This window comes from Arthrobacter sp. ISL-48, assembly GCF_018613805.1.
Taxonomy (GTDB): Bacteria; Actinomycetota; Actinomycetes; order Actinomycetales; family Micrococcaceae; genus Arthrobacter.
This window is the reverse complement of the sequence record NZ_JAGGPL010000018.1, coordinates 102,346-117,826: the sequence shown is the minus strand read 5'-3', so window position 1 is coordinate 117,826 and position 15,481 is coordinate 102,346. Positions and strand designations below refer to the sequence as shown.

The following is a 15,481-nucleotide window of genomic DNA, read 5'->3' as shown; positions in this document are numbered from 1 at the left end:
GCCCTGTACAAATCTCCCTCTTGCCTCGACCGGCTCGCAGGCACATCGAAGAAATACGGGTTGCCCCGGTTTGTTTCTCATTGAAACGATACAAATCTGACGCAGTGGTCAGATCCACGTTCCGCCGCTCATCGAAGGAGATGTTCGTGAACCATCCCCCGCAAGCCCGCCAACCTCAAGACGGTACACAAGGACCCCCGCGCGGCAGCCGCCGACTTTCCACCACGACCAAAGCCCTGACGGCCGCCGTCGCCTCGGCCGCGATCGCCTTCACCGGCCTGCCCTCCGTCCAGGCAGACACCTCCCTCCCTGCCGTCGGCAGCGGATTCCATTTCGACTTCGGACCCGGCAGCACTGCAGACGGCTACACCCGCGTAGACGCCAGCACGGCTTATTCCGCAGCCGCTGGGTTCGGTTTCACGGACACCGCCGTCACATCCGGAGCGGACCGCGGCACTGGCGATGCCCTTCGCTCAGACTTTGTGCGGGCGCAGGGCACCAGCTTCCTGGTTGACCTGCCCAATGGCGACTACACGGTCAAGCTCATCGCAGGCGATGCTTCCGATGCCACGAACATCGCCATCACGGCGGAAAAGATGGCGAAAGTCCAGCTCACTGACCGGCCCGCGGGCCAATACCTGGAAATGGAGTTCCCGATCAGCCTCGTGGACGGCCAGCTCAACCTGGATTTCACTGGCACCGCCGCCAAGATCAATTCCCTGGTGATCGCAGCCCGCGCACCGCGCACCGCTACCACTGATCCCGGCGTCTACCTCGCCGGGGATTCTACGGTCCAGACCTATGACGCCGCCTTCGAACCGCAGGCCGGCTGGGGCCAGATGATGGACCGCTACTTCGATGACAAAGTGGCTGTCTACAACCATGCCATTGGAGGCCGCAGCTCCAAGAACTTCATCAGCCAGGGCCGCCTCGACGAAATCCTCCGCGTGATCAACCCCGGCGACTACCTCATGGTCCAGTTTGGCCATAACGACGCGACCATCGGCGTAGACGACCGCTACGCGTCGCCGGCCGACTACAAGGAATACCTCCGGACCTACGTCAGCGGTGCACGCCAGCGCGGTGCCATGCCCATCCTGGTCACACCTGTGGGACGCCGGGACTTCGATCCGGCCACCGGGGCATTCCGGGTGAGCTTCCCTGAATATGTGGACAAAATGAAGGAGCTCGCCGCCGAGGAGGAAGTGGCCCTGGTGGACCTGTCTGCCCTGAGCCAAGCCTACTACGATGCCATCGGTCCGGAGGAGACGAAATCCGTTTTCCTGCATGTCGACGCCGGCATTTACCCCGGTCGACCCAACGGCACCGTTGACGATACCCACTTCCAGGAATACGGCGCGATCCAGATCGCACGGCTGCTCGCCGGAGGGGTGAAGCAGCTCAGCCTGCCGCTTGCCTCGCGAGTCCTGGACGTGGCACCGCCGTCGGCTGTCCCGGCCAAACCGCAGGGCCTCGTCGCAGGCAGTGTCTCCAACGCCGGCGCGCTGCTCAAGTGGCAGCCTTCGGAGGGCGCTGACATCTACAAGGTCTACCGCAAACTGGCAACCGAAGCTGATGACGCCTATAAACTCGCCACGACGTCCACCCTACCGAGCACCAACCTGAACGGACTGGCCGAAGGCACCGCCTACAACGTCCGGGTAGCGGCGATGAACGGCAAGGGACTGTCCGAGTTCAGTGACGCGCTGGCCTTGACAACCAAGAAGGCCAAGTACAAGTTCGACTTTGGCCCCGCTGGGGCACCGCTGGAGCCCGGCTACACCGAGGTCAACCGCACGATGGCCTACACTCCTGAACGTGGCTTCGGCTTCGCGGACACCTCGGGCCTGTCCGACCGGGACCGGGGCACCGCCACCACCAACCTGCTCCGCGACTTTATCCTCAGCGGCTCCAGCTTCGAATTCAGGCTGGACGTACCCAATGGAACGTACGCGCTGAAGACCCACCACAGTGACTGGATCGGCTCCACCCGGACCGACATTTCAGTGGAAGAAAAGAGCTTCGGAACCGTCACCTCCGGCCGCGCTTCCTCCGCGACCAAGGTCATCAACCAGGTCCTGGTCAGCGATGGCCAGTTGAATCTCGGGATCAGCGGAAGCGGCCAGCGCCTGAACGGGCTGGAAGTCACGCCGCTGCTGGTCGGTCCGACCGACCTGCGTGCCACGAACGTGGACGCTGCAGCCGCACCGCCGTCGGTCTCCCTTACCTGGGACGCCGTTCCGGACGCCGCCAGCTACAAGGTTTTCCGTCAGGCTTCATATGACTCCTCCCCTCAACTGCTGGCCGACAATGTCATGGGAACGGACTTTACGGACACCAGTGCCTTTGCCGGCCTGCCGTATAAGTACTTCGTAACGGCTCTGGACAACACGGGCCTGGAGTCCGTCGCCTCCAACACAGTGGACGTGGCCCTCGTGGATCCAAACACGCCCGTACCGGCGGCCACCAACAAACTGGATATCAAGGCAGTCGAAAAGACCAGCGTTACCCTCAAGTGGCAAAAGGTGTCCGGCGCAGCCGCCTACCACGTCTACCGGTCCACCTCCCCGGACGGGCCTTTCGGATACGTGGGCCGCGCCACCGAGGTGAACTACACGGACACCACCGTGCTGACCACCATCAAGTACTACTATCGCGTGACCACCGTGAACAAGGGCGGCGAATCCGCGCCGTCGGCAGTTATCGGAACGGAAAAAGTCAGCGTGGTGAACCGGCAAATGGAAAACCTGGACCGAGCCCCGGTTGCGCTGGTCACAGACCAGGGAGTCCGCGTGGGCTGGCGCATGCTGGGCCTGGATCCCGAGCAGATCGGCTTCCATGTCATCCGCGACGGTGTCCAGCTCACCACGGAGCCCATCAGGAACAGCACCACGTTCCTGGACCCCGCCGGAACGGCCGCATCGAAGTACGTCATCAAGGCCGTGGGCAACGGCGGGGACCAGCTCACCGCCGAGTTCACGCCGCTCGCCCGGGACTACCTGGCCATCAAGCTGGACAAGCCCGCTGATGACTACACCAAGGATGGGCAGCCCTACAGTTACTCCGCCGGCGACGCCAGCGTTGCAGACCTGGATGGGGACGGCACGTACGAAGTGATTCAGATGTGGTCACCGTCCATCTCCAAGGACAACTCGCAGGCCGGCTATACCGGCATCGTGTATGTTGACGCGTACAAGATGGACGGCACAAAGCTCTGGCGGATCGACCTGGGCAGGAACATCCGCGCCGGCGCGCATTACACCCAGGTGCTGGCCTACGACTTCGACGGTGACGGCAAGGCCGAAGTGGCCATGAAGACTGCTGACGGTACCCGGGACGCCGCCGGTACCGTGATCGGGAACGCCAGCGCTGATTACCGAAACAGCAGCGGCTACGTCCTTACCGGCGACGAGTTCCTGACGGTGTTCCATGGTGTCAGCGGCACCATTATGGACACCGTCAAGTACGATCCTCCGCGCGGCGACGTGGGAGCCTGGGGCGACACCTACGGCAACCGCGTTGATCGTTTCCTGGGCGCCGTGGCCTACCTCGACGGCGAGCACCCCTCCATGATGTTCAGCCGCGGCTACTACACCCGGGCGGTGCTGGCGACCTACGACCTCGTTGGCGGGAAGATCGTCAAGCGCTGGGTCTTCGACTCCAACGTCTCCGGTGACCAATACCGCGGTATGGGCAACCACAACCTGTCTGTTGCTGACGTGGATGCTGATGGAAAGGACGAGTTCGTCTTCGGTTCCATGACCATCGACGACAACGGACAGCCGCTATACACCACTGGCCTGGGACATGGCGATGCTATTCACACGAGCGACCTGGATCCCTCCCGCCCTGGCCTGGAGACGTTCGCCGTCCACGAGGAAATGGGCGCCAGTGGCAACCGCGGGGCCACGTTCCGCGACTCCGCCACCGGCGAAGTCCTGTGGAGCATCCCTGCTACCAAGGACACCGGCCGGGGGGCCGCCGGCGACATCGATCCGCGCCACCTCGGCGCCGAGGCGTGGGCTGTCGGCGGCGACGCAGCCTGGAACTCCCCCGTGGGCGAACTGAGGTCCGCCAAGGGCGAGCTCCTCAGCACCAATATCCCTGCGGCCAACTTCCTGGCCTGGTGGGACGGTGACCTGCTCCGGGAGATCGTTGACCACGACTGGGACGCCCCGGCCAACAGCGGCACCCCAACCATCAGCAAGTGGAACTGGAACACCCAGTCCAGTGACCGCCTGCTGACGGCGGCCGGTGCCAAGACGAACAACAGCACCAAAGGAACCCCCGCCATCCAGGCGGACCTGTTGGGCGACTGGCGTGAGGAAATCGCCTGGCGTTCCGCAGACAGCACCGAACTGCGGATTTACACGACAGCGTCCGGCACCGACGTCCGGCTGCGAACGCTGATGCACGACCCCGTGTACCGGCTCTCGGTTGCCCGCGAAAATGTAGCGTACAACCAGCCTCCGCACCCGGGCTTCTACATCGGCGAAGGCATGGAAACTCCGGCGATGCCAGACATTGCCTATACCGGAACCAACTAATTCAGCTGCCCTGACCGGACATGAACCACGGTGCCCCCTCCGCAATCTGGGGAGGGGGCACCGTTTCTTTGCGGGCGACCGGCGGGTAACGTTCCTCCTCAGTAAGATCGCAGCATGACTGAGACCGCCTCCAACTCCGTAACGCTCCGCTTCCTGGCCGCTCCCATGGACGTGGGACACAGCGGTTCGGTGGACGCCGGAACCGTGTTGGAGTGGGTGGATAAGGCCGCCTATGCCGCCGCGGTGGGCTGGGCCAAGTCCTACTGCGTCACGGCCTATGTGGGGAACATCCACTTCGCAGACCCGGTGAACAGCGGTGACATGGTGGAGGTTGAGGCCACGATCGTGTACACCGGGCGCTCCTCCATGCATATCCGTACGGTGGTCTCCTCGGGGGATCCGAAGGGCGGGCCGGCCACCATGAGAAGCCAGTGCATGGTCATTTTTGTAGCCGTGGGCGAGGACGGGAAACCCATTCCGGTCAAGCAGTTCGAACCTGTCTCGGCCGCGGAAATCGAACAGCGCGACCACGCGCTGGCCCGGATCAAGGTCCGGGAACAGATCGTCGAAGCCATGAACAGCCAGGAATATACCGACGCCGGCACGGCCGAACGCGTGACGTTGCGGTTCATGGCCGCCCCTACCGACGTGAACTGGGGAGGCAAGGTACACGGCTGCATCGTGATGAAGTGGATCGACGAGGCTGCTTACGTCTGTGCGTCCAGGTACTGCGGAAAGGACACCGTGGCAGTGTTCTCCGGCGGCGTCCGATTCTACCGCCCGCTGCTGATCGGCCACGTTGTGGAAGTCGAAGCCCGGCTGGTCTATACCGGGACCAAGGGCATGCACGTCGCAGTCCACGTCCGCTCGGGGGATCCCAAGGGCCGGGAGCTTAAGCTGACCACGTACTGCCTGACCGTCATGGTCGCCCGCGACGCCGAAGGCACGTCAGTACCTATACCGCCGTGGGTTCCTGTGTCCGAAGAGGACAAGAGGCTGCACGCCCATGCCCGGGAACTGCTGGAAATCCGTGGCACGGCACCGGGAAACCGGCTGCCCAACCACCTGTTGACGCAGCGGACTGCGCGGCCCTGAACCGCCGCGTCACTGGGCGCACAGGCGGGCCGGCGCTAGAAGCCGCCGCCGGCGTCGGCCGCCATATTGGCGAACCGCGAATAGTGGCCCTGGAAGGCAACCACAATGTCCTTCGTGGGACCGTTTCGGTGCTTGGCGATCAGAATGTCTGCCTCACCTGCACGCGGTGACTCCTTGTCGTAGACGTCCTCACGGTGCAGCAGGATCACCATGTCGGCGTCCTGCTCGATGGAGCCGGATTCCCGAAGGTCCGAGACCATAGGGCGCTTGTCCTGGCGCTGTTCCGATCCACGGTTCAGCTGGGACAGGGCGATCACCGGGACCTGGAGTTCCTTAGCCAGCAGCTTGAGGGCACGGGAGAATTCGGACACTTCCTGCTGACGCGATTCCACCTTCTTGCCGGAGCTCATGAGCTGGAGGTAGTCAAGGATCACGAGCTTGAGGTCGTGCTGCTGCTTGAGGCGGCGGCATTTGGCCCTGATTTCCATCAGCGACATGTTGGGGCTGTCATCGATGAACAAGGGGGCATCGTTCATCCGGCCCATGGTGGTGGCGATCTTGGACCACTGCTCGTCCTTTATGGTGCCCTTGCGGAGGTCCTGGAGACCGATAGTCGCCTCGGCAGAAAGGAGGCGCATCGCGATCTCGTTCCGCCCCATTTCCAGCGAGAACATGACTGTTGCCAGGTTGTTCTTGATGGCTGCTGACCGCGCGAAATCCAAGGCGAACGTCGACTTACCTACGGCCGGACGGGCAGCGATAACAATCATCTGGCCCGGGTGCAGGCCGTGGGTCAGCTCGTCCAGCTCATAGAAACCGGTGGGAACACCGGTCATGCCTTCGCCGCGGTGGCCCGAGGCTTCGATCTCGTCCACCGTGGCTTCCATCACGTCCTTGAGGACCACATAGTCCTCGGCGGTGCGCCGCTCGGCAACGGCGTAGACCTCGGCTTGGGCCTGGTTGACCAGGTCCTCCACTTCGCCGTCGGAGCCGTAACCCAGTTGGACAATCTTTGTGCCGGCGTTGACCAGCCGGCGCAGGACGGCCCGTTCAGCCACGATCTCTGCATAGTAGCCGGCGTTCGCCGCCGTCGGGACGGTCTGGATGAGTTCGTGCAGATAGGCGGGACCGCCAATCCTGTTGATCTCGGCGCGCTTGGTCAGCTCATCGGACACCGTAACGGCGTCGGCGGGCTCGCCGCGGCCGTAGAGGTCGATGATGGCTTCGTAGATGGTCTCGTGTGCAGGGCGGTAGAAGTCCTGGCCGCGGAGGATCTCCACGACGTCGGCTATGGCGTCCTTGGAGAGCATCATGCCGCCCAGCACTGACTGTTCGGCGGGAATGTCCTGCGGAGGCTTCCGGCTGCTTTCGGATCCCCGGGTGTTCTCGATCGGATCCAAGTGCGTTACTGACAAAGCTGCCGTCCTCCGTTGTGTGCTGCGGCTATCCAGCTGCCGCGGCGCGTAAGCCATCTTTCCTGCGGGTGGGTGCGGACCATTGGGACGTCCACAGCGCCATACTCTTTAGGTCTACCGGCGGGCACCGACAATTCCGGGCGGGCGACCCAACGAGCCCCTTTTGGCGCCTGCACAGAGACTTATCCCCACAATCCACAGGTTATCCACAGAGGACATCACCGCGTTCAGGTCCGGGGACTCGTCGTGGTGGGCCACCTATCGGCGGCAGCGTTTCTGCCCCCAAAACAGGTATTCCGCTACGCTAGCCGTCCTCGTGCCCGCAGCAAAGCCGGCAGCCGTGCCCGGTTGTGGATAACCTGTGCACTAAGTGGCATAGCTTGTGCACAGCCTGTGGGCGACACTGTGGAAACAAAAAAAGTTTTGCCTCGCATATGGCTTTGACCTGCGAAAACATTCAGACCAGGGTGTGGAGTAAATATTCTTTCGGGGAACCTTCATCCACAGCTTGCAGGCCGCCACTGTTGATAGTGGCCAGATTCTGCAGGGTGAATGTCACGACCCATGCGCTTTTTGTGATCGATCACACACCGAACGGCTTCGCTTTGCGGTACGGCCTCCTGCGTCCATGCTGCCTGCGGAATATGCTGTGGATAACGCCGAACTGGCCTAAGCTCTATTTATGGGCGAAATACTGATGGTGTTACTGCCTGCCTTAATCCTGGTGGCGGTGCTTTGGGGGCTCGCAACAGCCCTGCGCCCGCGCGATTCCGGAATCTCTGACGCCGAAAGGTATCAGCAGGACCTCGCAATGCGATCGGCTGAGCACTATGCGTCCCAGGTCCGGGCAGCCACAGCAGCACGCGCACGAGTAGACGCCAACACCCGGCCCAGCCAGAACGAGCAGCAGCAGTCGCAGCAGGAGGACCACGCCCGCGCAGCCTTGCATGGGCAGCCGGGCTCCGCCCCTGGGCAGCATGGCTACCTTGCACTTCCCGGCGGGCAGCTGAACCCCCAGCTCTCGCAGCAACTGCAGTCGATGGCGCGTAACGGACAGAAGATCCAGGCCATCAAACTGCTCCGCCAAGCAACCCACGCGGACCTTGCTACCGCCAAAAAGTATGTAGATCGGCTTTAGACATGCAATCCCTATTGATCCCTGCCCTCATCTCGGTTGTTGTGGCCGTTGGCGTGGCGCTGGCAGCGCGGGCCATCAGCAAGCGGGCGGCAGCGGGCGGCCGGTCCTCCACCCCCGCCGTGAATCCCGTGGAGCTTGCCCGTTCGGCCTCCGCCAAGCTTACGGAGGATCAGCACAGGCGGCTCTACGCGCTCATCGCCCAGGGACAGGCCATGGCGGCCATCAAGCTCTACTACGAGGCGACCGGAGAGGGCTTGCGGGCCGCCCGGGATGCCGTGGGCGCATTGGCGGCCCATCCACAGCCTTACCGGAACCCCACGGCTGAACCTGTGCTGGCGGACCCCGATGACGATGATGCGCCCCAGCGTTTCCCCTACCGGTACCGTGCCATCGCCAGTAAAGGCGACGTCACCCGGGAGGTTAGCAGCAACATGCTCAACGACGAGATCTACGGGCGGATCCGCACGCTCGCCCGCAGCGGGGATCCCGAAGGCGCGGCGAACGCCCTCACGCGGCATTCAGACATCTCATTGAAGCAGGCGCGTGAGTTCATCGCGCTCCTGGACGACTGACACCACGCACTGCGATCCCCGGGCGCCCAAGGCGGCAACAGCTAGAAGTCGAACAGGTCCCCTAGCCAGCCCTCTTTCTTTTTCGGCCGGCGCCGGTCGTAGTCGCGGTCAGAGGCCTGCTTCCCGTAGTCCCGGTCATCGTGGCGGTGTTGCTCGCGGCGGGGCTCAAAGTTTTGATACAGCGGCGGCGGGGCCATCCCAGGGCCCGGGGTCACCGGCCGGGCAGCACCGGCCGCTCCCCCGCCCAGGGAATCGGCGGCGCGGTCGATAATCTTGTCCAACTCACCCCTGTCCAGCCACACGCCACGGCACTTGGGGCAGTAGTCGATCTCGATACCACTGCGTTCGCTCATTATCAGGTCAACAGAATCCACAGGACACTTCATGTCCCGGTCAACGTGCGGGGCGGCCGGAAAGTTCGACCACCCGCGTCCGTTCGTGGGCCGGGCCTTCTCAGCGGCTGCCCGAGATCCCGGCCAACAGCTGCTCAAACGGCAGGGATTCAGGCGCTGCCGGCTCCCGGCGCGGCTGGCTTCCCTGGAGCAGCAGGGCGAACTCACCCGCGGCGCGGTCGATCCGCACCGAAAGCGGGGAGCCGCCGTCGTCCGCGTTTCCCCAGTCCTGGGGGCCGGCAAAGACGCCGGTCGGAGTCATCCGCGTCCGCAGGTAGCCAAAGAGCGGGCGCATGGCGTAGTCCAGCACCATCTGGTGCCGGTCAGTGCCGCCTGTCGCTCCCAGCAGCACGGCTTTCCCCTCCAGCGACTTCGGGTCCAGGACGTCGATGAAGGATTTGAACAAGCCGCTGTAGGACGCGCTGAACACGGGGCTCACGGCGATAAGGCCGTCGGAGGCCTCCACCGCCGCGATGACCTCGGAAAGGCGCGGTCCGGCGTAGCCAGTGACGAAGTTGTTGGCGATGTCCACGGCAAGGTCCCTGAGCTCTACAACGTCCACGTCCACGTGGTATCCGGCTGCACTGAGCACCCGTTCCGCGGAGGCTGCGAGCTGGTCGGCAAGCAGCCTGCTCGACGAGGGGACGCCCAGGCCGGCTGAAAGGACGGTGATGCGGCGGGTTTCCACGGTGTGCTCCTGAGGTTCGGCTCGAAAACTACAATACATGTGTATGCATGTATCTGGCTAACCGCGGGTCTTCGGTGTTTATTCCCAGGGGTCAGATGTGGGATCAATCGCAGCTACCTTACCCATGGAGCGCCACGTTTCCACTGATGCAGGTGATGGAGTTTCCCCCCACCCAGATGTCGCCATCGACCGCCTCCACAGTGACTCTGCCCGCACGCCCCAGCACCGTCCCCTGTGCTGCAGTGTAGGACGCCGGTGCGCGGCCCGTCCCGATCAGCCACTCCGCGGCACCGGCGTTGAAACTGCCCGTCACGGGGTCTTCGGCGGCAGCGTCACCCGGGATGAAGGTCCGAACTTCGAAATCTTCGCCGGCGCCTGCTGCATGCGGTCCGATAACACCTATCTTCAGTCCTTCCAGTGCTGGGTAATCGGGCGTGATGGCCAGGACCTGCTCCGCGGATTCAAGGAGCACGCCGATCCAGTCGGGGCCGTTGACCAGCCAGGAGGCGTCCAGGAGCGCTGTAGGGGGCAGACGGAGCCCCGCTGCGATCCTGGCAAGGTCTGTATCGTCCACGGGCCCCGAGCGCGTGAGGGGCGGAGCAGCGAAAGCCAGCGTGCCGCCGTCGTGCTTGACGCGGACCAGTCCGGCGCCACACTCCTGGACCAGCACGCCCTCCTGTTTGGGCACTCCACCGGCTTCAAGCCACGCATGTGCGGAGCCGAGGGTGGGGTGCCCGGCGAACGGGAATTCCTCCCGGCACGTGAAGATCCGCACCCGGTAATCGGCATCCGGATGGGTGGGCGGCAGCAGGAACGTCGTTTCCGAAAGGTTGGTCCAGTTGGCGAATTGCTGCATCTGCTCGGTGGTCAGCCCTTCAGCCTCGACCACCACAGCAAGCGGGTTCCCGCGGTACGGTTCGGTGGTGAACACGTCCACCTGGGCGAACGGACGACGACGGCTGGCAGGGGTTGCGCTCTGAGTCACCGCTGCAGGCTATCACCGCCTGCCGGCCTGCTGACAACAGCGAAGGCCCCCGCTTTCGGTTCCCGGAGGATCCGAAAGCGGGGGCCTTCAGCAGTTCAGGACTGCATAGCGCTCCGCGGCCAAAGGCCGGAGGCGCTACTTGCCTGCGACTACGTCGAGTTCGATCACAGCGGCAACGTCGTCGTGCAGACGGACGTTGGCCTGGTAGGAACCAACCGACTTGATGTGTGCCGGCAGTTCGATCTTGCGCTTGTCGATGCTGCCAAGGCCAGCGGCCTCAACAGCGTCGGCTACATCGCCCTGCTTGACGGTGCCGAACAGGCGTCCGGTCTCGCCAGCCTTGACAACGAGCTTGACCGGCTTGGCGGAGAGTGCAGCGGCCTGCTTCTGAGCATCTTCCAGGGAAGCGTGCTCGCGGGCAGCACGGGCAGCTTTGATGGACTCAACCTGCTTCTCGCCGCCCTTCGACCAGGTCAGGGCGAAGTTGCGGGGCAGCAGGTAGTTACGTGCGTAACCGTCCTTGACCTCGACAACGTCGCCAGCAGCACCGAGACCGGTTACTTCGTGGGTCAGAATGAGCTTTGCCATGTTAGTTAATCCCTTCCTTAGCCGCGGCCAGCGCCGGAGTAAGGCAGCAGAGCAACTTCGCGGGCGTTCTTGATTGCCTGTGCGATCTTGCGCTGTTCCTGCACCGTGACGCCTGTGACGCGACGGGCGCGGATCTTTCCGCGGTCGGAGATGAACTTGCGCAGCAATGCTACGTCCTTGTAGTCGATGACAGTGATGTCAGCGGCCTTCAAGGGGTTGGACTTTGGTTTGGGCTTACGGAGTTCAGCCTTAGCCATCGTGGAGCTCCTATTCTAGGGAGCCCGTGGATATTGATCCACGGGATGGTGGTAGTCCGACAGCGGCAGTCCCTGAGGTGCCTTGCGGCAACCAGGGTGGTCCCGGCGTCGGGCCTTAATTGGTTGTTAGAAGGGAGGTTCGGAATCGGGGCCGTTGCCCCAGCCGCCCGCATTGGAGACTCCGGGCGTTGCCCAGGGGTCTTCCTGCGCTGCGGGCTGGTTGCCGCCGCCCCAGTTTCCACCGGAGTTGCCGCCCTGGTTTGCACCAGAGTTACCGCCTCCGAAGCCACCGCCGCTGTTACCGCCGCCGAAGCCACCTTGGCCACCCTGGGCGCCGGAGCGCTGGGTGCGGTTGACCTTGGCGTTGGCGTAGCGAAGGCTCGGGCCGATTTCATCGACTTCGAGCTCGATAACGGTGCGCTTTTCGCCTTCTTTTGTTTCGTAGGAGCGGCTCTTCAGACGGCCGGAGACGATCACGCGCATGCCCTTGGTGAGGGACTCGGCCACGTTCTCGGCCGCTTCACGCCAGACAGATGCGCGGAGGAACAGGGTTTCCCCGTCCTTCCACTCATTGGACTGGCGGTCAAACGTGCGTGGGGTGGAAGCGATGGTGAAGTTCGCTACTGCCGAACCTGACGGTGTGAACCGCAACTCCGGGTCATTGGTGAGATTACCGATGACCGTAATGGTGGTTTCGCCTGCCATCTACTGCCTCCTTGTTCGATCCTGGGTTGAAGAGAGTTCGTTCCTGCGGGGTAAAGAATGAAAATTGGAGCTGAAATTACTCAGCAACGACCTTCTGCTCTTCGGGGCGGGTGATCTTGGTGCGCATGATGGTCTCGTTAAGAGACAGCTGGCGGTCAAGTTCTTTGGCGGTGTCCGGCTTGGCGGTGAAGTTCACCACGGCGTAGATACCTTCGGACTTCTTCTTGATGTCGTAGGCCAGTCGGCGACGGCCCCAGATGTCAACCTTTTCGATGGTTCCACCATCGTTGGTGATGACATTCAGGAACTTCTGAAGCGACGGCTCAACGGTACGCTCTTCGACCTCGGGGTCGATGATTACCATCAATTCGTAAGGACGCATATGTGAACCCACCTCCTTTGGGCTAAGCGGTTACGGCATTTCCGTAACAGGAGGTTCATTTGCGGTGCGATGCAATGCCCCGCCACCGGAACGGAGGCAGGACGCAGCACAGACTTCAATATCTTAGTGCATTTGTGCCGGTAAAGGCGATTCGCGCTTGACTCAAGGCTAAGGGGCCGGCAGCAGTCCGGACAGCGCCGGTGCGGCTATGTGGAAAACCCGCCTGGCGTGAAGGGGGTGCCTACCACCGGCGGTGTGTCCCGCCGTTAGAGTTCAGAGCATGACTGAAACCACGCCGCCAAGGGTGCGCCGCAGCCGGCTGAGATTCGTGGCCATGATCGTCGCGGGACTGGCAGCAGCGGCGGCCATGGGCGGGACGGGGCGTTGGCTGCAGGCACCCGCGGCAGGCTGGGCCACTGCAGCCCTGGTCTACGTGGCGTGGGTGTGGGTGGTGATCGGCGGTATGGACCCCGCCGAAACCAAGTCGCATGCCACCACGGAGGACCCTTCGCGCGCCACCACCGACCTGCTCATCCTGGTGGCGAACGCTGCCTCGTTGGCGGCCGTCGCCGTCGTGGTTATGGACTCACGTCAAGGTGATGGCGGCACCAGGCTAGGCGGCGCCGCTTTGGTGCTCGCGAGCGTGGCGTTGTCCTGGATGCTCGTGCAGACCCTGTTCACGCTCCGCTATGCGGAGCATTACTACGGCGGAGAGAACGTGGGCGGGGTCAGCTTCAACCAGGACGAGTCCCCGCAGTACACGGACTTCGCATACCTGGCAACAAGCATCGGCATGACATACCAGGTGTCGGACACCAACCTTGAAAACCCGCGCATCCGGCGCGAAGCCCTCAAGCACAGCCTGCTGTCCTACCTGTTCGGGACCGTGATCCTGGCTGCCACGATCAACCTCGTACTCGGTCTCGCGGCCTGAGCCTGCCGGCCCGCCGCACTCCGGCCGCCTGCAGGTGACCTGGGAGGGACATCTGCAGGCGGCCTAGAAGGATTACGACGCCGGGCCGGCGCCTATGACTGCATCTTCACCTTCAGCGGTGTCACCCTGGCGGAGATCGGCGGGGACAACAGCCTCGCCGCCCTTGCGGTACCGCCAGACACCGATGCCCACCACCACAGCGGCCAGCGCCAGCGACAATACGAGCGATTCGCGGGTGGACTCGAGGATGACCATGCCGATGAGCAGCGCCACGATGCTGACAATCGATACCCACGTCAGGTACGGAAACAGCCACATCTTCAAGGCCAGGTCCTTTGCCGCCGCCCCCATGCGCTTGCGCAGGATGAGCTGGGAACCTGCGATCACCAGCCAGACGAACAGGGCGATGGCGCCGGAAGTGTTGACGAGGAAGAGGAAGACCGTGTCCGGCGCGATGTAGTTCAGTCCCACCGTCACGAAGCCAACAACAGTGGATGCTAAGACAGCGGCAGCAGGAACTCCGCGCCGCGAAATCCTGGTCCACGCCTTGGGTGCGTCGCCCCGCTTGGAGAGTGAGAAGAGCATGCGGCTGGCCGTGTAGAGCCCCGAGTTCAGGCAGGACAGCACGGACGTGAGCACCACAATGTCCATGATGGTGCCTGCACCGGGGATCCCGAACAGTTCGATAACCGCGACATACGGGCTCTTGGCCACATTCGCGGAGTTCCAGGGCAACAGCGTGACAACAATCGCGATGGAGCCGATGTAGAACACCAGGATGCGCCAGACGGTGGACTTCACGGCTTTCTTGACGGCATCCACTGGATTCTCGGATTCACCGGCGGCAATGGTGGCGATTTCCGCGCCGAAGAAGGAGAAAACCACTACCAGGATGCCTGCCAGGACAGCTCCCGGCCCGTTGGGCAGGAACCCCCCGTTCTCGGTCAGGTTACTCAGGCCCGGTGCCTGGACACCCGGAACCAGTCCCAGGATGGCCGCGACACCGAAGAGCAGGAACAGCACGATCGCCGCAACCTTGATCGAGGCGAACCAGAACTCGAACTCGCCGTAGGATTTCACCGAACCAAGGTTGGTGAGGGTCAGCAGCACCATGAGGATCAGGGCCCACACCCACTGGTCGATCCCTGGCACCCAGCGGTGCATGATGGCCGCACCTGCTGTTGCCTCGATGCCCAGGACGATGATCCAGAACCAGGCGTAGAGCCAGCCGATGCTGAAGCCTGCCCACCGGCCCAGGGCCTGGTCCGCGTATGTGGAGAATGATCCGGTCTCCGGATTCGCCGCCGCCATCTCTCCCAGCATCCGCATCACCAGGATCACCACGATCCCGGCAGCCATGTAGGCCAGCAGGATGCCAGGGCCGGCCTGCTGGATGGCTGCGCCGGAACCAACAAAAAGGCCTGCACCGATAACGCCGGCGATGGCAATCATGGAAAGGTGCCTCGGCTTGAGGGACTTGGATAATTGCTGGTCAGTTTGCATGCCTGCGCCGTCCTTATTTTGTTGCAGAAAGATTCTGTATGAATGCTAAAAAATCGGGAGCCTGGTTGAGGCGCTGCGGATCCCCGGAACCGAAGCCGATCGTGCCGGTCCAGCCGTGGGGTGGATCACACGTTTCTCCCACCCTAGACGCGCCCGGCCCGAGGGTGAATGTGCACTGATACAGAAGAGTAAGGCCTAAATCGGATGCTTCCACAAGGCAAAACACCAGTGTGAATCAGCTGATGCTTCATAGGCAATTTGGAAACGCGCCCGAAATACG

At 63.1% G+C, this 15,481-nt stretch carries 14 protein-coding genes; 5 read left to right on the top strand and 9 right to left on the bottom strand.

Features of this window, described 5'->3' with window-relative positions; all coding sequences use genetic code 11:
* Positions 1–146 precede the first annotated feature (146 nt).
* Together J7E83_RS21540 and J7E83_RS15590 are read left to right on the top strand one after the other, a co-directional pair.
* On the top strand, positions 147–4,547 hold the full coding sequence (locus tag J7E83_RS21540; RefSeq protein ID WP_311379719.1) for a GDSL-type esterase/lipase family protein: 4,401 nt from the start codon (positions 147–149) through the stop codon (positions 4,545–4,547).
* A 114-nt stretch (positions 4,548–4,661) separates the two neighbouring features.
* A complete protein-coding gene (locus tag J7E83_RS15590; protein ID WP_214963922.1) occupies positions 4,662–5,642 on the top strand; it encodes an acyl-CoA thioesterase in 981 nt (326 codons plus the stop codon).
* A gap of 35 nt (positions 5,643–5,677) precedes the next feature.
* Here the strand turns inward: J7E83_RS15590 and dnaB are convergent, their stop codons facing one another.
* Complete coding sequence (dnaB, locus tag J7E83_RS15585; protein WP_214963920.1) at positions 5,678–7,057, bottom strand: replicative DNA helicase; 1,380 nt, start codon at positions 7,055–7,057, stop codon at positions 5,678–5,680.
* 682 nt (positions 7,058–7,739) lie between these two features.
* Between dnaB and J7E83_RS15580 the strand changes: the two genes are divergently transcribed.
* Together J7E83_RS15580 and J7E83_RS15575 are read left to right on the top strand one after the other, a co-directional pair.
* Complete coding sequence (locus tag J7E83_RS15580) at positions 7,740–8,195, top strand: hypothetical protein (RefSeq protein WP_214963918.1); 456 nt, start codon at positions 7,740–7,742, stop codon at positions 8,193–8,195.
* A 2-nt stretch (positions 8,196–8,197) separates the two neighbouring features.
* Positions 8,198–8,767: a hypothetical protein gene (locus J7E83_RS15575; RefSeq protein WP_214963916.1), complete on the top strand. Its 570-nt coding sequence runs from the start codon at positions 8,198–8,200 to the stop codon at positions 8,765–8,767.
* 41 nt (positions 8,768–8,808) lie between these two features.
* Here J7E83_RS15575 and J7E83_RS15570 read toward each other — a convergent pair whose 3' ends face one another.
* The 7 genes from J7E83_RS15570 to rpsF form a co-directional block, all read right to left on the bottom strand.
* Positions 8,809–9,153 carry a zf-TFIIB domain-containing protein gene (locus tag J7E83_RS15570; RefSeq protein WP_214963914.1) on the bottom strand — a complete coding sequence of 115 codons (345 nt, stop codon included), beginning with the start codon at positions 9,151–9,153 and terminating at the stop codon, positions 8,809–8,811.
* Between the two features lie 67 nt (positions 9,154–9,220).
* A complete protein-coding gene (locus J7E83_RS15565) occupies positions 9,221–9,847 on the bottom strand; it encodes an FMN reductase (RefSeq protein ID WP_214963911.1) in 627 nt (208 codons plus the stop codon).
* A 118-nt stretch (positions 9,848–9,965) separates the two neighbouring features.
* Entirely contained in the window at positions 9,966–10,832 is an 867-nt protein-coding gene (locus J7E83_RS15560; RefSeq protein ID WP_214963907.1) for a PhzF family phenazine biosynthesis protein, read from the bottom strand.
* Between the two features lie 135 nt (positions 10,833–10,967).
* On the bottom strand, positions 10,968–11,420 hold the full coding sequence (gene rplI, locus J7E83_RS15555; RefSeq protein ID WP_214963903.1) for a 50S ribosomal protein L9: 453 nt from the start codon (positions 11,418–11,420) through the stop codon (positions 10,968–10,970).
* A 17-nt stretch (positions 11,421–11,437) separates the two neighbouring features.
* Complete coding sequence (gene rpsR / locus J7E83_RS15550) at positions 11,438–11,677, bottom strand: 30S ribosomal protein S18 (RefSeq protein ID WP_003800144.1); 240 nt, start codon at positions 11,675–11,677, stop codon at positions 11,438–11,440.
* 126 nt (positions 11,678–11,803) lie between these two features.
* On the bottom strand, positions 11,804–12,382 hold the full coding sequence (locus J7E83_RS15545; RefSeq protein WP_214963900.1) for a single-stranded DNA-binding protein: 579 nt from the start codon (positions 12,380–12,382) through the stop codon (positions 11,804–11,806).
* A 76-nt stretch (positions 12,383–12,458) separates the two neighbouring features.
* Complete coding sequence (gene rpsF, locus J7E83_RS15540; RefSeq protein ID WP_050683795.1) at positions 12,459–12,764, bottom strand: 30S ribosomal protein S6; 306 nt, start codon at positions 12,762–12,764, stop codon at positions 12,459–12,461.
* A 280-nt stretch (positions 12,765–13,044) separates the two neighbouring features.
* Here rpsF and J7E83_RS15535 point away from each other — a divergent pair, with 280 nt between their 5' ends.
* Positions 13,045–13,698, top strand: coding sequence for a DUF1345 domain-containing protein (locus tag J7E83_RS15535; protein ID WP_251043924.1), 654 nt, complete (start codon positions 13,045–13,047; stop codon positions 13,696–13,698).
* A gap of 72 nt (positions 13,699–13,770) precedes the next feature.
* On the opposite strand, the gene J7E83_RS15530 is transcribed toward J7E83_RS15535, so the two are convergent.
* Positions 13,771–15,201 (bottom strand): amino acid permease, encoded by a 1,431-nt coding sequence (locus J7E83_RS15530; RefSeq protein WP_251043923.1) that lies wholly within the window; start codon positions 15,199–15,201, stop codon positions 13,771–13,773.
* Between the last annotated feature and the right edge of the window lie 280 nt (positions 15,202–15,481).